22 protein-coding genes and 1 pseudogene are annotated in these 21562 nt (G+C 61.3%); 17 read left to right on the top strand and 6 right to left on the bottom strand.

Annotated features, from left to right (window positions below):
- Nucleotides 1–108: 108 nt before the first annotated feature.
- From RGV59_RS30580 to purT, 5 genes are all read left to right on the top strand, one after another.
- Nucleotides 109–711, top strand: coding sequence for a CoA pyrophosphatase (locus RGV59_RS30580; protein WP_046486983.1), 603 nt, complete (start codon nt 109–111; stop codon nt 709–711).
- A 35-nt stretch (nt 712–746) separates the two neighbouring features.
- The gene (locus RGV59_RS30575; RefSeq protein WP_017846143.1) at nt 747–1271 is read left to right on the top strand and encodes a gamma carbonic anhydrase family protein; all 525 of its coding nucleotides are present in this window, start codon (nt 747–749) and stop codon (nt 1269–1271) included.
- A complete protein-coding gene (locus tag RGV59_RS30570; protein WP_046382197.1) occupies nt 1268–1483 on the top strand; it encodes a DUF1289 domain-containing protein in 216 nt (71 codons plus the stop codon). The genes RGV59_RS30575 and RGV59_RS30570 overlap by 4 nt, the downstream gene beginning before the upstream one ends.
- A 161-nt stretch (nt 1484–1644) precedes the next feature.
- Nucleotides 1645–2112 (top strand): VUT family protein, encoded by a 468-nt coding sequence (locus RGV59_RS30565; RefSeq protein ID WP_017846141.1) that lies wholly within the window; start codon nt 1645–1647, stop codon nt 2110–2112.
- 69 nt (nt 2113–2181) lie between these two features.
- Nucleotides 2182–3363, top strand: coding sequence for a formate-dependent phosphoribosylglycinamide formyltransferase (gene purT, locus RGV59_RS30560; protein ID WP_026139924.1), 1182 nt, complete (start codon nt 2182–2184; stop codon nt 3361–3363).
- 107 nt (nt 3364–3470) lie between these two features.
- On the opposite strand, the gene RGV59_RS30555 is transcribed toward purT, so the two are convergent.
- The 3 genes from RGV59_RS30555 to RGV59_RS30545 form a co-directional block, all read right to left on the bottom strand.
- The gene (locus tag RGV59_RS30555; RefSeq protein ID WP_017846139.1) at nt 3471–4781 is read right to left on the bottom strand and encodes an MFS transporter; all 1311 of its coding nucleotides are present in this window, start codon (nt 4779–4781) and stop codon (nt 3471–3473) included.
- Between the two features lie 271 nt (nt 4782–5052).
- Nucleotides 5053–6291 carry a transporter associated domain-containing protein gene (locus tag RGV59_RS30550; protein WP_104902545.1) on the bottom strand — a complete coding sequence of 413 codons (1239 nt, stop codon included), beginning with the start codon at nt 6289–6291 and terminating at the stop codon, nt 5053–5055.
- A gap of 12 nt (nt 6292–6303) precedes the next feature.
- A complete protein-coding gene (locus RGV59_RS30545; RefSeq protein ID WP_026139922.1) occupies nt 6304–7116 on the bottom strand; it encodes a cytochrome C assembly family protein in 813 nt (270 codons plus the stop codon).
- Between the two features lie 219 nt (nt 7117–7335).
- On the opposite strand from RGV59_RS30545, the gene ffh reads away from it, so the two are divergent.
- The 9 genes and pseudogenes from ffh (at nt 7336) to thrC (ending at nt 15826) form a co-directional block, all read left to right on the top strand.
- Nucleotides 7336–8712 carry a signal recognition particle protein gene (ffh, locus tag RGV59_RS30540; protein ID WP_017846136.1) on the top strand — a complete coding sequence of 459 codons (1377 nt, stop codon included), beginning with the start codon at nt 7336–7338 and terminating at the stop codon, nt 8710–8712.
- A 251-nt stretch (nt 8713–8963) separates the two neighbouring features.
- On the top strand, nt 8964–9215 hold the full coding sequence (gene rpsP, locus RGV59_RS30535; RefSeq protein WP_003175899.1) for a 30S ribosomal protein S16: 252 nt from the start codon (nt 8964–8966) through the stop codon (nt 9213–9215).
- Between the two features lie 5 nt (nt 9216–9220).
- Nucleotides 9221–9757 (top strand): ribosome maturation factor RimM, encoded by a 537-nt coding sequence (gene rimM / locus RGV59_RS30530; RefSeq protein ID WP_008014731.1) that lies wholly within the window; start codon nt 9221–9223, stop codon nt 9755–9757.
- A complete protein-coding gene (gene trmD, locus RGV59_RS30525) occupies nt 9739–10512 on the top strand; it encodes a tRNA (guanosine(37)-N1)-methyltransferase TrmD (RefSeq protein ID WP_169864091.1) in 774 nt (257 codons plus the stop codon). The genes rimM and trmD overlap by 19 nt, the downstream gene beginning before the upstream one ends.
- A gap of 45 nt (nt 10513–10557) precedes the next feature.
- Complete coding sequence (gene rplS, locus RGV59_RS30520) at nt 10558–10908, top strand: 50S ribosomal protein L19 (protein WP_003175895.1); 351 nt, start codon at nt 10558–10560, stop codon at nt 10906–10908.
- A 223-nt stretch (nt 10909–11131) separates the two neighbouring features.
- Nucleotides 11132–12027: pseudogene (gene xerD / locus RGV59_RS30515) on the top strand (site-specific tyrosine recombinase XerD).
- Between the two features lie 156 nt (nt 12028–12183).
- Entirely contained in the window at nt 12184–12915 is a 732-nt protein-coding gene (locus tag RGV59_RS30510) for a thioredoxin fold domain-containing protein (RefSeq protein ID WP_003175893.1), read from the top strand.
- Nucleotides 12916–13044: 129 nt separating this feature from the next.
- The gene (locus RGV59_RS30505) at nt 13045–14349 is read left to right on the top strand and encodes a homoserine dehydrogenase (RefSeq protein ID WP_017846133.1); all 1305 of its coding nucleotides are present in this window, start codon (nt 13045–13047) and stop codon (nt 14347–14349) included.
- Between the two features lie 67 nt (nt 14350–14416).
- Entirely contained in the window at nt 14417–15826 is a 1410-nt protein-coding gene (thrC, locus tag RGV59_RS30500; protein WP_046382201.1) for a threonine synthase, read from the top strand.
- A 97-nt stretch (nt 15827–15923) separates the two neighbouring features.
- On the opposite strand, the gene RGV59_RS30495 is transcribed toward thrC, so the two are convergent.
- Nucleotides 15924–16145, bottom strand: coding sequence for a hypothetical protein (locus tag RGV59_RS30495; protein ID WP_017846131.1), 222 nt, complete (start codon nt 16143–16145; stop codon nt 15924–15926).
- Between the two features lie 313 nt (nt 16146–16458).
- Here RGV59_RS30495 and RGV59_RS30490 point away from each other — a divergent pair, with 313 nt between their 5' ends.
- Nucleotides 16459–16743 carry a DUF3509 domain-containing protein gene (locus RGV59_RS30490; RefSeq protein WP_017846130.1) on the top strand — a complete coding sequence of 95 codons (285 nt, stop codon included), beginning with the start codon at nt 16459–16461 and terminating at the stop codon, nt 16741–16743.
- A 170-nt stretch (nt 16744–16913) separates the two neighbouring features.
- On the opposite strand, the gene RGV59_RS30485 is transcribed toward RGV59_RS30490, so the two are convergent.
- On the bottom strand, nt 16914–17783 hold the full coding sequence (locus RGV59_RS30485) for a TIGR02285 family protein (RefSeq protein WP_126585449.1): 870 nt from the start codon (nt 17781–17783) through the stop codon (nt 16914–16916).
- A 16-nt stretch (nt 17784–17799) separates the two neighbouring features.
- Complete coding sequence (locus tag RGV59_RS30480; protein WP_017846128.1) at nt 17800–18999, bottom strand: CaiB/BaiF CoA transferase family protein; 1200 nt, start codon at nt 18997–18999, stop codon at nt 17800–17802.
- 148 nt (nt 19000–19147) lie between these two features.
- Here RGV59_RS30480 and RGV59_RS30475 point away from each other — a divergent pair, with 148 nt between their 5' ends.
- Both RGV59_RS30475 and recJ read left to right on the top strand, forming a co-directional pair.
- On the top strand, nt 19148–19690 hold the full coding sequence (locus RGV59_RS30475; protein ID WP_017846127.1) for a YaeQ family protein: 543 nt from the start codon (nt 19148–19150) through the stop codon (nt 19688–19690).
- A gap of 57 nt (nt 19691–19747) precedes the next feature.
- Nucleotides 19748–21457 (top strand): single-stranded-DNA-specific exonuclease RecJ, encoded by a 1710-nt coding sequence (gene recJ / locus RGV59_RS30470; RefSeq protein WP_126585448.1) that lies wholly within the window; start codon nt 19748–19750, stop codon nt 21455–21457.
- Nucleotides 21458–21562: the final 105 nt, after the last annotated feature.

The following is a 21562-nucleotide window of genomic DNA, read 5'->3' as shown; positions in this document are numbered from 1 at the left end:
CGGCAGGGCCCTGCAAGTTGTCGTTTCGCGACAGCCCTTCGGTTTTGGGGTTGGGCGCCCGCGCGCTTTGGTGCATGATGCAAAGTAGCCAACAGACCGAGATGACTCATGCTGGACGAGCTACTTCGCCGGGTAAGCAATCACACACCGCAACGGCTTGAGACCGACGGGCGTTTCCCCGAGGCCGCCGTGCTGGTGCCGATTACCCGCAGTGACGAACCTGAGCTGATCCTGACCCTGCGCGCCAGCGGCCTGTCGACCCATGGTGGCGAAGTGGCCTTTCCCGGCGGGCGGCGCGACCCCGAAGACCCGGACCTGATCTTCACCGCCCTGCGCGAAGCCGAAGAAGAAATCGGCCTGCCGCCCGGCCTGGTCGAGGTGATCGGCCCGTTGAGCCCGCTGATTTCCCTGCATGGCATTCGGGTCACGCCCTACGTTGGAGTCATCCCGGACTACGTCGAATACCTGGCCAACGACGCCGAAATCGCCGCCGTCTTCAGCGTGCCCCTGGAGTTTTTCCGCCAGGACCCGCGCGAACATACGCACCGCATCGATTACCAGGGCCGCAGTTGGTACGTGCCGAGCTATCGGTTCGGCGAATACAAGATCTGGGGGCTGACGGCAATCATGATCGTCGAGCTGATCAATTTGCTCTATGACGATGCCAACATCAGCCTGCACCAGCCGCCCAAGAGCTTCATCCATCTATAAGCCATCGTTTAAATGGCCAGTCGTGAGGACATATCATGAAATACCGCCTGGGCGACGCCCGCGTTGAGACGCACCCACACAGCTGGGTGGCGCCGAATGCCACGCTGGTGGGCAAGGTCAAGCTGGAGGAGGGCGCCAATGTCTGGTTCAACGCGGTGTTGCGTGGCGACAACGAACTGATCCTGATCGGCAAGAACAGCAATGTGCAGGACGGCAGCGTGATGCACACCGACATGGGTTACCCGCTGACCCTGGGCACCGGCGTGACCATCGGCCATAACGCCATGCTGCATGGCTGCACCGTCGGCGACTACAGCCTGATCGGCATCAACGCGGTGATCCTCAACGGCGCGAAGATCGGCAAGCACTGCATCATCGGCGCCAATTCGCTGATCGGCGAAGGCAAGGAGATTCCCGATGGCTCGCTGGTCATGGGCTCGCCGGGCAAAGTCGTGCGCGAATTGACTGACGCGCAGAAGAAGATGCTCGAGGCCAGCGCTGCGCACTATGTGCATAACGCCCAGCGTTATGCGCGGGATCTGGTCGAGCAGGAAGAATGAAGCCGCCAGAGCGCCCCGTCGCCTCGCCGTGCGTGAGCATTTGCGCACTGGATGACGACGACATTTGCACCGGTTGCCAGCGTACCGTGGAAGAAATCACGCGTTGGAGCCGCATGGACAACGCCGAGCGTCGGGTGGTGCTGGGGTTGTGTCATGAGCGGGCGCTGGCGGGTGGGTTGGTGTTTATGGCGTCCGGTAAATCCGTTGGCTGAACCATCGTTATCGGGGGCAAGCCCCTCCCACATTTTGACCGCGTTCCTACAGATTAAACGCGGTCGAATGTGGGAGGGGGCTCGCCCCCGATAGCGCCATCCCAGACGACATCCCTGTAATTGTGTACCCTGTGCGGCATTACCCACAGGTCCATCCCCCCATGCTCTTCCTGATCGCCTACATCAGCAGCGTCGTGCTGATCAACTTCGCCTTCTCCACCGCGCCGCACCTGGATGTGATCTGGTCCGCCTGGGGTGGCCTGGTGTTTATCCTGCGCGACATGGTGCAAACCCGCTTCGGCCACGGCGCGATTCTTGCCATGCTGGCGGCGCTGGCGCTGTCGTATATCACCTCCGACCCGTCCATCGCGCTGGCCAGCGCCACCGCGTTTGCGGTGTCCGAGTGCATTGACTGGCTGGTGTTCAGCATCACCAAGCGCCCGCTCCACGATCGCCTGTGGATAAGTTCGGCGCTGAGCATTCCCCTCGATACCTTTATCTTTTTCGGCTTGATCGGCGCGCTTACGCCTGCCGTGGTGGGCACCGCGCTGGCGTCGAAATTCGCCGGGGTCACCGCGGTCTGGCTGATCATGGCCTGGCGTATCCGCAAACGTGCCGTCGCCAACTGAAGCCAATCTGTGCAGTTCATGTAAAATGCCGGCCTTTCTCCCCATGATCCGCTCCCCTGAGGACCTGAGATGACCCGAATCGGAACTCCATTGTCGCCAACCGCGACCCGCGTTTTGCTGTGTGGCTGCGGTGAGCTGGGCAAGGAAGTGGTAATCGAACTGCAACGCCTGGGCGTTGAAGTGATTGCCGTGGATCGCTACGCCAACGCGCCGGCGATGCAGGTGGCTCATCGCAGCCATGTGATCAACATGCTCGACGGCGCGGCCCTGCGTGCGGTGATCGAGGCGGAAAAACCGCACTTCATCGTGCCGGAAATCGAAGCCATCGCCACCGCCACCCTGGTGGAGCTGGAGGCCGAAGGCTTCACCGTGATCCCGACCGCGCGCGCCGCGTCGCTGACCATGAACCGCGAAGGCATCCGGCGCCTGGCCGCCGAAGAGCTGGACCTGCCGACCTCGCCGTACCACTTCGCCGATACCTTCGAAGACTACAGCAAGGCCGTGCAAGACCTGGGCTTCCCGTGTGTGGTCAAGCCGGTGATGAGTTCGTCGGGCAAGGGCCAGAGCCTGCTGCGCAGTGCCGACGACGTGCAGAAAGCCTGGGATTACGCTCAGGAAGGCGGGCGTGCCGGCAAGGGCCGGGTGATCATCGAAGGCTTTATCGACTTCGACTACGAAATCACCCTGCTGACCGTGCGCCACATCGGCGGCACGACCTTCTGTGCGCCGGTCGGCCACCGTCAGGAGAAAGGCGATTACCAGGAATCCTGGCAGCCTCAGGCCATGAGCCCGATTGCCCTGGCGGAATCTGAGCGCGTGGCCAAGGCCGTCACGGAATCCCTGGGCGGCCGCGGCCTGTTTGGCGTGGAGTTGTTCATCAAGGGCGATCAGGTGTGGTTCAGCGAAGTGTCGCCACGCCCGCATGACACCGGCCTGGTCACCTTGATTTCCCAGGACCTGTCGCAGTTCGCCCTGCACGCGCGCGCCATCCTGGGCCTGCCGATCCCATTGATCCGTCAGTTCGGGCCTTCGGCATCGGCGGTGATCCTGGTGGAAGGGCAATCGACCCAGACCGCCTTCGCCAACCTCGGCGCGGCCCTGAGCGAGCCGGACACGGCGTTGCGTCTGTTCGGTAAGCCGGAAGTCAACGGCCAGCGCCGCATGGGCGTGGCGTTGGCGCGGGATGAGTCGATTGAAGCGGCTCGCGCCAAGGCGACCCGTGCGGCTCAGGCGGTTGTTGTAGAGCTCTAAACCGCGTCGTGCCTATCGGGGGCAAGCCCCCTCCCACACTTAACCGCGTTTAATCTGTAGGAATGCGGTCAAAATGTGGGAGGGGGCTTGCCCCCGATAGCGATCTATCAGGCAACCTTGTTCAAATCGTTATCCCGCGTCTCTTTCAAGCACAGCACCGCAATCAAACTCAGCAACGCTGCCGCCGACACATACCCGCCGACATAACTCAGCCCGCCCATCGCCACCAGCTTGGTCGCGAAGAACGGTGCCGCCGACGCGCCGACGATCCCACCCAGGTTATACGCCGCCGAAGCGCCGGTATAACGCACGCGGGTCGGGAACAGTTCCGGCAGCAACGCGCCCATTGGGGCGAAGGTCACACCCATCAGGAACAGCTCCAGGGCCAGGAACAGCGCCACGGCCCAGGTCGAACCGTGGGTCAGCAACGGCTCCATGGTGAACCCCGACAGAATCGCCAGCAGCGCACCGACAATCAGCACCGGCTTGCGCCCGAATCGATCGCTGGCCAAGGCTGCCAGCGGCGTCGCCAGGCCCATGAACAGCACGGCAAAACACAGCAAGCCGAGGAATGTCTCGCGGCTGTAGCCCAGGGTCGAAACGCCGTAGCTCAGGGAAAACGCCGTGGTGATATAGAACAGCGCATAACACACCACCATCGACGCGGCACCCAGCAGCACCGGCAGCCAATGCTGGCTGAACAGTTCCACCAACGGCACTTTTACCGGCGCTTCCTTCGCTACCGCACTGGCGAATACCGGGGTTTCATGCAGCTTCAGCCGCGCATACAGGCCGACCATCACCAGCGCCGCGCTGAGGATGAACGGGATGCGCCAGCCCCAACTGCGAAATTGCTCGTCGTTCAGGTTCATGGCCAGGATCAGGAACAGGCCGTTGGCCGCCAGGAAGCCAATCGAAGGACCGAGTTGCGGGAACATGCCGAACCACGCGCGTTTGCCCTTCGGCGCGTTCTCGGTGGCGAGCAGCGCCGCACCGCCCCATTCCCCGCCCAGCCCCAGGCCTTGGCCGAAACGCAGCACGCACAACAGAATCGGTGCCCAGGCGCCGATGCTGTCATACCCCGGCAGCAAGCCGATCAGCGTGGTACACACCCCCATCAGCAGCAGCGAAGCCACCAGCGTCGATTTGCGGCCGATACGGTCGCCAAAGTGGCCGAACAGCGCCGAACCCAGCGGGCGGGCGATGAACGCGATGCCGAAGGTCAGGAACGACGCGAGCATCTGCGCCGTGCCGGAGGTCTGCGGGAAGAACACCGGGCCGATCACCAGCGCGGCCGCAGTGGCATAGATATAGAAGTCGTAGAACTCGATGGCCGTGCCGACGATGCTGGCGGTGGCGACGCGGGCGGTCGAGTTGGTCGGGGCGGCGGTCGCAGCCTCGTTATAGGTGGTGCTCATGGCGGTATCCCTGAGGGGCAGTGCGCGTTTGGACGCGGATTATTATTGGTCGAACACCCATGGATCAGGGTTGTGGGCGGAGCGGCTCGGGATGAGAGCGGACACCGGTCGTACAGGGCAAGGCAGTGCCTGGACGCGGTCCGTGCGGATAGCACGCGGTCGGGCGCGGCTTGGGTAAGCCGACCCGATTATAGGAAGGGGGTTGCGCATCCAACAAGGGGGAAAATCTGATCGTCTGCACACAGTGGATCAGTGTGTTCCGTCGGCGAGGCTACGTGGCAACCGGCACGCGGCTGGTGTGCCAGATCAGCACCTTGCTCACGCGGTTGTCTTCGGTCTCGAGGATTTCCAGGCGGTAGCGGCCGATCTTCAGGCACACCGCGCAATCGGGAATGGTTTCCAGCGCTTCGGTCACCAGGCCGTTGAGGGTCTTGGGCCCGTCGCTGGGCAGGTGCCAGGCCAGGCTCTTGTTCAATTCGCGGATCGAGGCGGTGCCGTCGACGATGTAGCGGCCGTCCGGTTGCGCTTCGATATGCGGGTTGTCGGCACTTTGTTCGCTTTCGAATTCGCCGACGATTTCTTCGAGAATATCTTCCAGGGTGACGATGCCCAGCACTTCGCCATACTCGTCCACCACCATGCCCAGGCGCCGCTGTTGCTTGTGGAAGTTCAGCAGTTGCAGTTGCAGGGGCGTGCTTTCCGGGACGAAGTAGGGTTCGTAGCAGGCCTCGAGCAAGGTCTCCTTGGTCAGGCTGGCATCCGGTAGCAGGTGCTGGATCAGCCGGGTGTTGAGCACGGCTTCGACTTGGTTGATGTCGCTGTGGAACACCGGCAGGCGGGTGCGCTGGGAGTTGCGCAGTTGCTCGAGGATCGCGTCGAGCGAGTCGTCCAGGTTGATGCCGTCCACTTCACTGCGCGGCACCAGGATGTCGTTGACGGTGATGTTGTCCAGCGCGTGGATGCCGGGCATGCCGGGCGTGCGACGTTCATCTCCCTCTGGCTCGGGTTCGTCATCATGGTCGGGCTGCGGGTCGTCGCTTTTTTTCACCATGCCCGGCGGGCGGGCAAAGGGGCGCAGCAACAGCAGGCTGATGCCATTGAGCAGCCAGGCGAGGGGGTAGATAATTTTCAGCGGCACGCCCAGCAGGGCATTGCCGAAGCCCAGCACCGCTTGCGGATGGCGGGTGGCCAGGGCGCGCGGCAGGTAATCGGCCAGCACCAGCAGGATCGAGCAGGAGACCAGCCAGCCCAGCCACGCGCCGTTTTGCGCCCAGGCGTAGATCGCCAGCAGGGTGCAAAGGATTACCACGCCAGCACGGCACAGGGTGTTGCAGAGGATCATGCTGGGGCGTGGGAAGTGCAGGCGGGCAGCGGCTTTGTCGCCCTGGCGGGTACCGGGGCGCAGGGCCAACAGGTGTTGTTGTGCGGCTTCGATGGCGGTAAACAGCGCCGCCCACAAAATCAGCAAGGCGATTACCGCGAGCATCGGCCCTAAGGGCAAGTTGTCCATGATCGCTGCCCGTCAGATATGCAGGATGTATTCGCGAACCAGCTTGCTGCCGAAGTAGGCCAGCATCAGCAGGCAGAAACCGGCCAGGGTCCAGCGGATCGCCTTGTGCCCGCGCCAGCCAAGGCGGTTGCGGCCCCACAGCAGCACACTGAACACCACCCACGCCAGGCACGCCAGCAGGGTTTTATGCACCAGGTGCTGGGCGAACAGGTTCTCGACGAACAGCCAGCCAGAGATCAGCGACAGCGACAGCAGCGTCCAGCCGGCCCACAGGAAGCTGAACAGCAGGCTTTCCATGGTTTGCAGCGGCGGGAAGTTCTTGATCAGGCCCGACGGATGCTTGTGCTTGAGCTGATGGTCCTGCACGAGCAGGAGCAACGCCTGGAACACCGCGATGGTGAACATGCCGTAGGCCAGGATCGACAGCAGGATATGCGCAAGGATGCCCGGCTCTTCGTCGATCACCTGCACCGTGCCGGTGGGGGCGAATTGCGCCAGCAGCACCGTCAGCATGCCCAGGGGGAATAGCAGCACCAGCAGGTTTTCCACCGGGATGCGTGCGCAGGCGATCAGCGTGAGGGCGATCACCGCGGCGGCGATCAGGCTGGCGGCGCTGAAAAAATCCAGGCCCAGGCCGACCGGCGTCATCAAGTGGGTGAACAGGCTCGCGGCATGGGCCAGCAGGGCGAGGACGCCAAGGCCTGCCAGCAGGCGAGTGTCGGCCTTGGCGCCTTGCGCCAGGCGAGTGCCCTGGTAGAGGGTCGCAGCGGCATATAAAAAGGCGGCGGCGAGACTGGGTAGCAAACTGGGTGACAAAGGGAGCATAAATCCTGTTAGGCAAGCCCGAAAGGCGCTGAGTTTGGCATACACCTGCGTTCCACGAAAGACTTCAGGGCCAGACAGCGGGTGTGCATGGGCGCAGTCTTCGCTATAATCCGCGACCTGCCCACGCCGCAGGCTCGCCGAGCGCTGTTTTTAATAGCGATTTATCACAGCCTGGGCCGCCATTACCTCGGTCTACCATAGGGCCTGAAAGGATCGCGCATGTTTGAAAACTTGACTGACCGTCTCTCGCAGACGCTGCGCCATGTAACCGGCAAGGCCAAGCTGACCGAGGACAATATCAAAGACACCCTGCGTGAAGTACGCATGGCGTTGCTGGAAGCCGACGTGGCCTTGCCTGTGGTCAAGGACTTCGTCAACTCGGTCAAGGAGCGCGCGGTCGGCACCGAAGTGTCCCGCAGCCTGACGCCGGGCCAGGCTTTTGTGAAGATCGTCCAGGCCGAGCTCGAAAGCCTGATGGGCGCGGCCAACGAAGACCTGAACCTCAGCGCCGTGCCGCCGGCCGTCGTGCTGATGGCCGGTCTGCAAGGTGCGGGTAAGACCACCACCGCCGGCAAGCTGGCGCGCTTCCTTAAAGAGCGCAAGAAAAAAACCGTGATGGTGGTGTCGGCCGACGTGTACCGTCCGGCGGCCATCAAGCAGCTGGAAATGCTCGCGGGCGAAGTGGGCGTGACCTTCTTCCCGTCCGACCTGAGCCAGAAGCCGGTCGACATCGCCAATGCGGCGATCAAAGAAGCCAGGCTGAAGTTCATCGACGTGGTCATCGTCGATACCGCCGGTCGCCTGCACATCGACGAAGAGATGATGGGCGAGATCAAGGCGCTGCATGCCGCGATCAACCCGGTCGAGACGCTGTTCGTGGTCGACGCCATGACCGGCCAGGATGCGGCCAACACCGCCAAGGCCTTTGGTGACGCACTGCCGCTGACCGGCGTGATCCTGACCAAGGTCGACGGCGACGCCCGTGGCGGTGCCGCGTTGTCGGTGCGCGCCATCACCGGCAAGCCGATCAAATTCATCGGTATGGGCGAGAAGAGCGACGCGCTCGAACCGTTCCACCCTGAACGTATCGCTTCGCGTATCCTCGGCATGGGCGACGTGCTCAGCCTGATCGAGCAGGCCGAAGCGACGCTCGACAAGGACAAGGCCGATAAACTGGCCAAGAAACTGAAGAAGGGCAAGGGCTTCGACCTCGAAGACTTCCGCGATCAGTTGCAACAAATGAAGAACATGGGTGGCCTCGGCGGCCTGATGGACAAGCTGCCGAACATCGGCGGTGTGAACCTGGCGCAAATGGGCAATGCCCAGGGCGCGGCAGAGAAGCAGTTCAAGCAGATGGAAGCCATCATCAACTCCATGACCCCGGCCGAGCGCCGCGACCCTGAGCTGATCAGCGGTTCGCGCAAGCGTCGGATCGCCATGGGTTCCGGCACCCAGGTGCAGGACATCGGTCGCTTGATCAAGCAGCACAAGCAGATGCAGAAGATGATGAAGAAATTCTCCGCCAAGGGCGGAATGGCCAAGATGATGCGCGGCATGGGCGGTATGTTGCCCGGCGGCGGCATGCCGAAAATGTAAAGTATTCGAGCGGGAGCGTGCTCCTGCTCCGCCCCACAGGGATGTGGGATCTCCAGCAAACCCGCCGTCTGGCGGGAGCTGACTTGCCGTTTTAACCGACGGCTCTATAGCAGATCTGAATGGCACGCTGATAGGCGCCAGAAAAAGACATTTGCAAAAGTCCGGATATTCCTTAGAATATGCGGCCTTTCGGGCACCTATGCCCGCTGTGCATTTAGATTTGCAGCACCGACTACAGGAACGATGTTCACATGCTAACAATCCGTCTTGCCCTTGGCGGCTCCAAAAAGCGCCCGTTTTACCACTTGACCGTAACCGACAGCCGCAACCCGCGTGACGGTTCGCACAAGGAACAGGTTGGTTTCTTCAACCCTGTTGCTCGTGGTCAAGAAGTTCGTCTGTCCGTGAACCAAGAGCGCGTAGCCTACTGGCTGAGCGTTGGTGCACAGCCTTCCGAGCGTGTTGCCAAGTTGTTGAAGGACTCGGCTAAGGCCGCAGCCTGAGCAATATGAACGCGACGCCAGCTGTTGCTGATGATTTGATCGTTATCGGCAAGATTTACTCTGTTCATGGCGTTCGCGGCGAAGTGAAGGTGTATTCCTTTACTGATCCGACTGAAAACCTGTTGCAGTACAAAACCTGGACGCTCAAGCGCGAGGGGAATGTGAAACAGGTCGAGCTGGTCAGTGGACGCGGGAACGATAAGTTCCTGGTCGCAAAGCTCAAGGGTCTTGATGATCGTGAAGAAGCTCGTCTTCTGGCCGGTTATGAGATCTGCGTGCCGCGCAACCTGTTCCCTGAATTGACCGACGGCGAGTACTACTGGTACCAGCTGGAAGGTCTGAAGGTTATTGATCAACTCGGGCAATTGCTCGGGAAAATCGATCATCTTCTGGAAACCGGCGCCAATGATGTAATGGTGGTCAAGCCTTGCGCTGGCAGCCTGGATGATCGCGAACGCCTGTTGCCCTATACCGAGCAATGCGTGTTGGCCGTCGACCTGGCCGCGGGCGAGATGAAGGTGGAATGGGACGCGGACTTCTAAGCGTGGCTAATTTGCGCATTGAAGTGATCAGTTTGTTTCCCGAGATGTTCTCCGCCATCAGCGAGTACGGCATCACCAGTCGGGCGGTGAAACAGGGGCTCTTGCAGCTCACCTGTTGGAACCCGCGAGACTACACGACGGATCGACATCACACTGTGGACGATCGCCCATTTGGCGGTGGCCCGGGCATGGTGATGAAGATCAAGCCCCTGGAAGACGCGTTGGCTCAGGCCAAGGCTGCCGCCGGGGAGAAGGCGAAGGTAATTTACCTGTCCCCTCAAGGCCGTCAGCTGAAACAGGCGGCGGTACGCGAACTGGCGAATGAGGAAGCACTGATCCTGATTGCCGGTCGCTATGAAGGCATTGACGAGCGTTTCATTGAAGCTCATGTCGATGAAGAGTGGTCGATTGGGGACTATGTCCTGTCTGGCGGTGAGCTGCCGGCGATGGTCCTGATAGATGCGGTTACACGACTGCTGCCTGGAGCTTTAGGGCATGCGGACTCCGCGGAGGAAGATTCCTTCACGGATGGTTTGCTGGATTGCCCGCACTACACCCGACCGGAGGTGTATGCGGATCAGCGTGTTCCCGACGTATTGCTAAGTGGCAATCACGCACACATCCGGCGTTGGCGTTTACAGCAGTCCCTTGGTCGGACCTATGAACGACGCGCCGATCTTCTGGAAAGCCGCTCGCTTTCTGGAGAAGAGAAGAAGCTGCTCGAGGAATACATCCTCGCGCGGGACGATAGTTAACAACGTATCGATGGTAGGTCCATTGACTTACCTTAGGAGCACAGCATGACTAACAAAATCATCCTTGCACTCGAAGCAGAGCAGATGACCAAAGAGATCCCTACCTTTGCCCCGGGCGACACCATTGTCGTTCAGGTGAAAGTGAAGGAAGGCGACCGTTCGCGTCTGCAAGCGTTCGAAGGCGTGGTAATCGCCAAGCGTAACCGTGGTGTGAACAGTGCTTTCACTGTTCGTAAAATCTCCAACGGTGTTGGCGTAGAGCGTACTTTCCAGACCTACAGCCCGCAAATCGACAGCATGGCTGTTAAGCGTCGCGGTGACGTGCGTAAAGCCAAGCTGTACTACCTGCGTGACCTGTCCGGTAAAGCAGCTCGCATCAAGGAAAAACTGGCTTAAGTCCAGCTTTCCGATGCAGAAAAAAAGCAGCCTGCGGGCTGCTTTTTTTGTGCCTGGGATTTATTGACGGGGCCGGGTCGGCGGCGCGCCTATCGCAGGCGGGCCAGCTTGCACACTTGATCATTAGTGGTCATAAAATCGATGCACGACACAAATCCAATGTGGGAGCCGACTTGCCTGCGATAGGATCTACCAGACACCTCCGTCATCTGCCTGAGCCCCCATGCCCGCCATCGACCACCCTCTGATTGACCGCTTCCTCGACGCCCTCTGGCTGGAAAAAGGCCTGTCGGACAACACCCGCCAGGCCTACCGCAGCGATCTGGCGCTGTTCAACGGCTGGCTGCAGGAAAAAACCTCGAGCTGATCAATGCCGGCCGTGAGTTGATCCTCGATCACCTGGCCTGGCGCCTGGAGCAGAACTACAAGCCGCGCTCCACAGCGCGCTTCCTTTCCGGTGTGCGTGGCTTTTATCGCTACCTGCTGCGGGAAAAGCTCATTGCCCTCGACCCGACGTTACAGGTCGACATGCCGCAATTGGGTCGGCCATTGCCCAAGTCCTTGTCGGAAGCCGATGTCGACGCCTTGCTCGCCGCCCCGGACTTGAGCGAAGCCATCGGCCAGCGCGACCGTGCCATGCTCGAAGTGCTGTACGCCTGCGGCCTGCGGGTGACCGAGCTGATCAGCCTGACCCTCGAGCAAGTCAACCTGCGCCAGGGCGTGCTGCGGGTGATGGGCAAGGGCAGCAAGGAGCGGCTGGTACCGATGGGCGAAGAAGCGATTGTGTGGGTCGAGCGCTACATGCGCGATGCGCGCGGCGAACTGCTCGGTGGGCGCCCCAGCGATGTGCTGTTCCCCAGCCAGCGCGGTGAGCAGATGACCCGCCAGACTTTCTGGCATCGCATCAAGCACCAGGCCAAGGTGGCGGGGATCGGCAAGAGCCTGTCGCCGCATACTCTGCGCCATGCATTTGCCACGCATTTGCTCAACCACGGCGCGGATTTGCGCGTGGTGCAAATGCTCCTTGGCCACAGCGACTTATCCACAACCCAGATCTACACCCATGTGGCACGGGCGCGCTTGCAGGATATGCACGCCAAGCACCATCCGCGTGGCTGAAAACCGCCAAATTATCCCGCCACGGGCTGCCCTGCGGCCCAACTGTGGTAGGCTTTGCCGGTTAGCAAAGGGGACGGCGTGACTTGTGATTACAGTGCCGTGTTTCCAGATCGGTGTTCGACACGCCCGTCCCTGCATCTGCCTTCAGGAGTTCCCATGCGCTTGACCCAGATTATTGCCGCCGCAGCCATTGCGTTGGTTTCCACCTTTGCCGTCGCCGATGACGCTGCCGAGCAGACTATTCGCAAGAGCCTGGCCAACCTGCAACTCGACACACCGATCGAAAGCATCAGTGCCAGCCCGATGGCCGGCCTGTACGAAGTCAAGCTCAAGGGCAGCCGCGTGTTGTATGCCAGTGCCGACGGCCAGTACATTGTCCAGGGCTACCTGTTCCAGTTGAAGGACGGTAAGCCGGTCAACCTGACCGAGAAAGCCGAGCGCCTGGGCGTGTCCAAGCTGATCAACGGCATTCCGGTTGCAGAAACCGTGGTCTACCCGGCCATCGGCGAGACCAAGACGCACATCACCGTGTTCACCGACACCACCTGCCCGTATTGCCACAAGCTGCACGCCGAAGTGCCGGCGCTGAACAAGCTCGGTGTGGAAGTGCGCTATGTCGCGTTCCCGCGCCAGGGCCTCGGTTCGCCGGGCGACGAGCAGTTGCAGGCGGTCTGGTGCTCAGCCGACAAGAAAGCGGCGATGGACAAGATGGTCGACGGCAAGGAAATCAAAGCGGCCAAGTGCGCCAATCCGGTTTCCAAGCAGTTCGCCCTGGGCCAGTCCATTGGTGTGAACGGTACACCGGCCATCGTTTTGGCTGACGGCCAGGTGATTCCGGGCTATCAGCCGGCACCGCAAGTTGCCAAACTGGCGCTGAGTGCCAAATAAACCAGCATCGTCGAACCTTTGACGATCATGGCCCTTCGATAAGTCGATGGGCCATTAATTGAAAGCCGCGGTTGTGCGGCTGTTTTCCACGGCCGACCTCGCGTCGGCCGTTTCATGGGGAGTTCTTCAGTGAAACCGGTCAAAGTAGGCATCTGTGGGTTAGGGACCGTCGGTGGCGGCACCTTCAACGTACTTCAGCGTAATGCTGAAGAAATTTCCCGCCGTGCAGGGCGCGGGATTGAAGTGGCGCAAATTGCCACGCGTTCGCCAAAGCCTCAGTTCGAAACGACCGGTATTGCGATTACCAACGATGTCTTCGCCGTGGCGACCAACCCAGAAATCGATATCGTCATCGAGCTGGTGGGCGGCTATACCATTGCCCGCGAGCTGGTGCTCAAGGCGATCGAAAACGGCAAGCACGTGGTCACCGCCAACAAGGCGCTGATCGCCGTCCACGGCAACGAGATCTTCGCCAAGGCGCGTGAGAAGGGCGTGATCGTCGCGTTCGAAGCCGCGGTGGCCGGTGGTATCCCGGTGATCAAGGCGATCCGTGAAGGCCTGTCCGCCAACCGCATCAACTGGGTGGCCGGCATCATCAATGGCACCGGTAACTTCATCCTCACCGAAATGCGCGAGAAGGGCCGCACCTTCGAAGACGTGCTGGCCGAAGCCCAGGCCCTGGGTTACGCCGAAGCCGACCCGACCTTCGACGTTGAAGGCATCGACGCGGCGCACAAACTGACCATCCTTGCGTCCATTGCCTTTGGCATCCCGCTGCAGTTCGACAAGGCCTACACCGAAGGCATCACCCAGCTGACCACTGCCGACGTGAATTACGCCGAAGCCCTGGGCTATCGCATCAAGCACCTGGGCGTGGCGCGCTGCACCGCGGCCGGTATCGAGTTGCGTGTACACCCGACGCTGATCCCGGCCGACCGCCTGATCGCCAACGTCAATGGCGTGATGAACGCCGTGATGGTCAACGGTGACGCCGCCGGTTCGACCCTGTTCTACGGTGCCGGCGCCGGTATGGAGCCGACCGCTTCGTCGGTGATCGCCGACCTGGTGGACGTGGTTCGCGCCATGACCAGCGACCCGGAAAACCGCGTGCCGCACCTGGCCTTCCAGCCGGATTCGTTGTCGGCCCACCCGATCCTGCCGATCGAGGCGTGCGAAAGCGCCTACTACCTGCGCATCCAGGCCAAGGATCATCCGGGCGTATTGGCCCAGGTTGCCAGCATCCTGTCGGAACGTGGCATCAACATCGAGTCGATCATGCAGAAGGAAGTCGAGGAGCAGAACGGCCAGGTGCCGATGATCCTGCTGACTCACCGCGTGCTCGAGCAGCACATCAACGATGCCATCAAAGCCCTGGAAGCCTTGCAAGGCGTAGTGGGCCCGGTGGTACGGATTCGCGTCGAACACCTGAACTAACCGATTTGTTCCAGGGGCCCCGTGTGATCGGCGGCCCCTGTTCGAGAATGTTTTAGAGGAGCCAGTCATGCGTTACATCAGCACCCGCGGCCAGGCACCGGCCCTGAATTTCGAAGACGTTTTGTTGGCAGGTCTTGCCACCGACGGCGGCCTGTACGTGCCGGAAAACCTGCCACGCTTCACCCAGGAAGAAATCGCTTCCTGGGCCGGCCTGCCGTATCACGAACTGGCGTTCCGGGTGATGCGCCCGTTCGTCACCGGCAGCATTCCGGATGCGGATTTCAAAAAGATCCTGGAAGAGACCTACGGCGTGTTTTCCCACAACGCCATCGCGCCTCTGCGCCAGCTGAATGGCAATGAGTGGGTCCTGGAGCTGTTCCATGGCCCGACCCTGGCGTTCAAGGACTTCGCTCTGCAACTGCTGGGGCGCCTGCTCGATTACGTGCTGGAGAAGCGCGGCGAGCGCGTGGTGATCATCGGCGCCACTTCCGGTGATACCGGCTCGGCGGCCATCGAAGGCTGCAAGCACTGCGAAAACGTCGACATCTTCATCCTGCACCCGCACAAGCGCGTGTCGGAAGTACAGCGTCGGCAGATGACCACCATCTTCGGTGAGAACATCCACAACATCGCCATCGAAGGCAACTTCGACGACTGCCAGGAAATGGTCAAGAACAGCTTCGCTGACCAGAGCTTCCTCAAGGGCACGCGCCTGGTTGCGGTGAACTCGATCAACTGGGCGCGGATCATGGCCCAGATCGTCTACTACTTCCACGCCGCGCTGCAGCTGGGCGGGCCGGCGCGTTCGGTGTCGTTCTCGGTGCCGACCGGCAACTTCGGCGACATCTTCGCCGGCTACCTGGCGCGCAACATGGGCCTGCCGATCAACCAGTTGATCGTCGCCACCAACCGCAACGACATCCTGCACCGCTTCATGAGCGGCAACCAGTACGTCAAGGAAACCCTGCATGCCACCTTGTCGCCGTCGATGGACATCATGGTGTCGTCGAACTTCGAACGCCTGCTGTTCGACATGCACGGCCGCAACGGTGCGGCGATTGCCGGCTTGATGGACACCTTCAAAAGCGGTGGCGGTTTCAGTGTCGATGAAGAGCGCTGGACCGAAACCCGCAAGCTGTTCGACTCCCTGGCCGTGGACGATGCACAGACCTGCGAAACCATCGCGGAAGTCTATGCCCAGACCGGCGAACTGCTCGACCCGCACACCGCGATCGGCGTGAGGGCTGCGCGCGAATGCCGTCGCAGCCTGGATATCCCGATGGTGATCCTCGGCACCGCGCACCCGGTCAAATTCCCGGAAGCGGTGGAGAAGGCCGGCGTTGGCAAGGCGCTGGAGTTGCCGGAGCATCTGTCCGACCTGTTCGAGCGTGAAGAGCGTTGCACCGTGCTGCCGAATGACTTGAAAGCGATGCAGGCGTTTGTCAGCCAGCATGGCAATCGCGGTAAGCCGCTGTAAGGCAAACGGCCGGCGCCCTGGCGCAGACAAAAACGCCGCTTTCCCTTCCGTGGGTCAGCGGCGTTTTTCGTTTCAGGCAGGCCCGGGTTGCTGAGCGTTATGAGAGTAGTTTCTGCGCCACGACAATCACGGTGCCGACAGCGGCGTAGAAACCCGTGGCGATACCCACGGGGTACCAGAAAGTCTCACAGGTTATCTTCAAGGACTCCGCGTTGAGCTTGCCTCGCTCGGCATGCATGCGTGAAATCTCGGCATAGATGCGAGATACGTCAGCATGCATCTTCTCCATCGACGCTTGTTGTTCGTTGTGTTCCACCATCATGTTCATCCTTAGCAATAAGGGCCTTTGACATGCACTTCTAGCTGCGTGACAGCGTGATCAGCGCTTACCGAATATAGGGTTCACCCTCCGCCGCGCTGCAGGGCGAACCCCGAAACGGCCGCCCATTGCGTAAGCAGTTATGTGCGGCCGTTTTTTCGTTGTCATGTTGCAAGCGCATGCTGGATCAAGTCACTCCCTGACGGCTCCATAAACACGAAAAAGCGAACTTTCCTACGTTACAAACAGTCACTTAGGAGAGAGGCAACCCCCATTGAAACGATTGTTCCCGAACTATTGAGTGGTGATCGAAATGGAAAGTATCAGCCTATTGCTCGAAGAAGCGCTGAGCCCTTATCAAGTTACGCTGACCACCGCTGGTGTGCAGGGCGAGTGCCTGGTAACCGTAAAGAACCCTGCTGGTGCCATCGTGGTCGAGCGTGAAGTCGACCGGGCGCAACTGACCGACAAGCGCGTCCTGGTGGATGTCGTGGATTGCTTGCTGCGCGATCTGAAAATCGCCGAAGGGCGCCTGGAGCCCTCGGTCATCGCTGCCTTGCGCAATGCGGCCCAGACCCGCAGCAGCGCCCTCGCATGAAGAATTGTTTATCCGCGGAAACTTCCTACGGCGTGGCCGGTCAGATTTAGTAACAGCAAGAGCAGACATTGTGCTCCGGTGTTTGTGACTTGCTGTACTGGTCTTTGTAGGCCACGTTTAACCCCGAAGTGTCTCCCCACTCTTCGGGGTTTCTTTTTGCTCGCGATTTATCACGGGGTGGGCACTTCTTCATAGAATCGCGAATGGTCCAGCAGGTATTGCTCGCGCAGGGCCGGGTCGAGCCATGACGCGTAGGAACGCAGCAACTGCGCCTGCGGCAGGTCGCCCAGCAACTGGTTGATACGCGCCATGACCTCGCGCCCCTCGGGCGTATCCGAACAACCGATATGGATGTGCTGATAGGGCGCGGTGCCGGCAATCGGATAGAACGCCAGCCCTTCGGGATCGATACCTTGCCGCAATGCGTGATAGCGAATTTCGGTCCAGTAACCCAGTACGCCTTCCAGGCGTCCCAGGCGCTGCATTTGCAGCAGGCTGCCCAAGGCGTCGGTGCCGTAGTGCATCACCCGATTGTGCGTGTCGCCTTGCTGCAACATACCGTCGATGAATGGCCCGTAGCTGCGCTCGGCGATGATGCCCAGGCGTGTGCTCTTGTCCCGTAGCATCGCGTCCAGGTCGACCTTGCCTTGCACGATAAAGGGCGCCAGGACTTCACGGTTTTGCTGGCGGACGACCACGCCATTGCTCACCACGGGAAACGCCTGGTCGGAATACACAATCCATTGGGTCCGCTCCGGCGTCCACAGCAGGGTAGGGTCGCAGGTGAGGGAGGGCGCCTGGAGCATCTGCATGCCCCGCGCACGGTTGACGTGCTGGACCTGGTGCTGATACTCCGGCAGGTGCGCCATCAGCATCGGCAACAATTCGTCGATGGCGCCCTGGCCTTTTTGCGGGCCTTCGAAGATCGTCAGCGGCGGCAGGTCGCGAACCAGCCAGATCAAGGTCTGCGCCGCCTGGGTCGGTAGCGGCAATAGCCCCAACAAGGGCGCGCACAGGTGCAATAGCCAGCGGCGAGTCATTATCTTGAACGCGCCATCAGATCGCCCCTTGCTCACGCAAGCGGATGATGGCCGCCGCGTCATAGCCCAGCTCACCGAGTACCACGCTGTTGTGTTCGCCCAGTTGCGGCCCCACCCACTCGCAACTGCCAGGGGTGTCGGAGAGCTTGGGCACGATGCCTGGCATCTTGAAGTCCTTGCCGTCGGGCAGTTGCGCCTTGAGGAACATTTCCCGCGCCAGGAATTGCGGGTCCCCGAGCATGTCTTCGGCGCTATAGATGCGGCTGGCCGGCACCTCGGCCTTGTTGAGCTGCTCGACCACCTGTTCCAGCGGCAGCGAATTGACCCAGCGATCAATCACGCCATACAGCTCGTCGCGGCGCTCGTCACGCCCGTCATTACTGGCCAATTGCGGGTCGTTGGCCAGATCCTCACGGCCGATGGCGGACATGAAGCGCTTGAAGATCGCATCGCCGTTGGCGCCGATCTGCACATGCTTGCCGTCCGCGCTGGTGTGGATCGAGGACGGTGTGATGCCGGGCATGATGTTGCCGGTGCGTTCGCGGATGAACCCGAACACATCGAACTCCGGGATCATGCTTTCCATCATGGCGAAGATGGCCTCATACAGTGCCACATCCACCACCTGGCCCAGCCCGCCGTTGACCTCGCGGTGACGCAACGCCATCAGCGCGCCGATCACCGCCCACAGGGCGGCAATGGAGTCGCCGATGGAAATCCCGGTGCGTACCGGCGGGCGGTCTTCAAAGCCGGTGATGTAACGCAGCCCGCCCATCGATTCGCCGACCGCGCCAAACCCCGGCTGGTCTTTCATCGGGCCGGTCTGGCCAAAGCCCGAGAGGCGCACCATCACCAGCTTGGGGTTCAGCGCGTGCAGGGTGTCCCAGCTCAGGCCGAGCTTTTCCAGGACGCCGGGGCGGAAGTTTTCGATCAGGATGTCGGCGTCCGTCAGCAACTGCTTGAGGATGGCCAGACCGTCGGGGTGCTTGAGGTTCAGCGTCAGTGATTTTTTGTTGCGTGCCTGTACGAACCACCACAGCGAGGTGCCTTCGTACAGCTTGCGCCATTTGCGCAGCGGGTCGCCGCCGTCCGGGGATTCAACCTTGATCACTTCGGCGCCGAATTCGGCGCAGATGCGTGAAGCGAACGGGCCGGCGATCAGGGTGCCGAGTTCGATGACTTTCAGGCCGGCAAGCGGTTTGGCGTTAAACGACATGAGGAACCTTTCATACGCAGCACAGTGGTGTAATGCCTTTTAACATAGGCGAGTCGCGCAGGGATAAGGATGATGCAGCGCAGGATTCGTTGAATAGCCCTACCATCGGTTAGACTGCCCGCCTTTCCCTGTCTCTAGAAGCCCGTTCATGGCCCAGCCGTCCACGACCTACAAGTTCGAACTCAACCTCACCGACCTCGATCGCTCGGTGTACGAGAGCGTCAAACAGACCATTGCCCGCCACCCTTCGGAAACCGAAGAGCGCATGACCGTGCGTCTGCTGGCCTACGCCCTTTGGTACAGCGAGCAGCTGTCGTTTGGCCGTGGACTGTCAGATGTAGACGAGCCAGCCCTGTGGGAAAAAAGTCTGGATGATCGGGTTTTGCACTGGATCGAAGTCGGCCAGCCCGATGCCGACCGCCTGACCTGGTGCTCGCGTCGCGCCGAGCGTACCAGTCTGCTGGCTTACGGCAGCCTGCGCGTGTGGGAAGGCAAGGTGATTCCGGTGGCGAAAACCCTGAAGAACGTCCACATCGCCGCCGTGCCGCAGGAAGTCCTCGAGACCCTGGCCAAGGACATGCCCCGCGTGATCAAGTGGGACGTGATGATCAGTGAAGGCACGATCTTCGTCACCGATGATCGTGGCCAGCATGAAGTGCAACTGCAATGGCTGATCGGCGAGCGCGGTTGAGCTAGCGCTTGTAGCTTGCCGCTAATATTTCCCCTACAGAGAATTTCCCAGCGTCCCATGCGTATCGATCCCCGCCCGTTGCCTGCTGTCCTGCCGTTTCTCGGTGACTTGCCACCGCTGTTGACCCGCCTCTACGCCGCGCGCGGGGTGCGCTCGGAGGCTGAGCTGGACAAGAGCCTGGCGCGGTTGATCCCTTATCAGCAGCTCAAGGGCATCGACGCCGCGGTAGACCTGCTGGTGACGGCCTTGGAGCAACGCCAGCGCATCCTGATCGTCGGCGACTTCGACGCCGATGGCGCCACTGCCAGTACGGTGGGCACCCTGGGCCTGCGCTTGCTCGGTGCGGCCCATGTTGATTACCTGGTGCCCAACCGTTTCGAATACGGCTACGGCCTGACGCCAGAAATCGTCGCCGTGGCCCTGCAGCGCGAGCCGCAGTTGCTGATCACCGTGGATAACGGCATCTCCAGCGTCGAAGGCGTGGCGGCAGCGAAAGCGGCGGGGCTCAAGGTGCTGGTCACCGACCACCACTTGCCGGGGGATGAGTTGCCGGCGGCGGATGCCATCGTCAACCCGAACCAGCCCGGCTGTGAGTTTCCCAGCAAGGCGTTGGCCGGGGTCGGGGTGATCTTTTATGTCTTGATGGCCCTGCGTGCCCGTTTGCGCAGCCTGGGCTGGTACGAGAACACGCAGCAGCCGAACATTGGCGAGTTGCTTGACCTGGTCGCCCTGGGCAGCGTTGCCGACGTGGTGCCGCTGGACGCCAATAACCGCATCCTGGTCCACCAGGGCCTGGAGCGTATCCGTGCTGGTCGCGCGCGGCCGGGGATCAAGGCGATCCTCGAAGTGGCCAAGCGTGACCACGCTCGCCTCACGTCCACCGACCTCGGGTTTATCCTCGGGCCACGGCTCAATGCCGCCGGGCGCCTGGACGATATGAGCCTGGGCATCGAATGCCTGCTCACCACGGATTTCGCCGCTGCACGGGAAATGGCCGCGCAACTGGACGGCATGAACCAGGACCGCAAATCCATCGAACAAGGCATGCAGCGCGAGGCGCTGGCCCAGCTCAAGGACTTGCCGCTGGAGTCGATGCCATATGGCTTGTGCCTGTTCGACCCGGAGTGGCACCAAGGTGTGATCGGGATCCTGGCGTCGCGCATGAAAGAGCGCTATTTCCGCCCGACCATCGCCTTTGCCGACGCCGGTGATGGCTTGCTCAAGGGCTCGGGCCGCTCTGTGCAGGGCTTTCACATCCGCGATGCGCTGGCGGTGGTGGCGAGCCAGCATCCCAACCTGATCAGCAAATACGGCGGTCACGCCATGGCGGCCGGCCTGACGTTGCCCGAGGCGAATTTCCCGTTGTTTGCCCAGGCCTTCGATGCCGAAGTGCGTCGGCAACTGCGCGAAGAAGACTTGACCGGCCGGCTGTTGTCCGACGGCACCCTGGCGGTGGAAGAGTTTCACCTGGAGCTGGCGCGCGCGCTGCGGCATGCCGGCCCCTGGGGGCAGCACTTCCCCGAGCCGTTGTTTCACGGGGTGTTTCAGTTGGTCGAGCAGCGTGTGGTGGGGGAGCGGCACCTGAAAGTGGTGCTCAAGAGCGAATGCGGCTCCGTGAAGCTCGATGGCATTGCGTTTGGGGTTGACCGTGGAGTCTGGCCGAACCCGACCGTGCGTTGGGTGGAGTTGGCCTACAAGCTGGATGTGAACGAGTTCCGTGGGCAGGAAACCGTGCAGTTGATGATTGCGCATATCGAGCCGCGCTAGTTCCAACCCCAATGTGGGAGGGGGCTTGCCCCCGATAGCGGTATGACTGACCTATCGCTATCGGGGGCAAGCCCCCTCCCACATTAGGTTTTGCGTACAGCGCGG

Source organism: Pseudomonas sp. FG1 (assembly GCF_034313875.1).
In the GTDB taxonomy this organism is placed as follows: domain Bacteria; phylum Pseudomonadota; class Gammaproteobacteria; order Pseudomonadales; family Pseudomonadaceae; genus Aquipseudomonas; species Aquipseudomonas veronii.
Note: the sequence above shows the minus strand (reverse complement) of the source record. Positions and strands in the feature narration are given on the sequence as shown.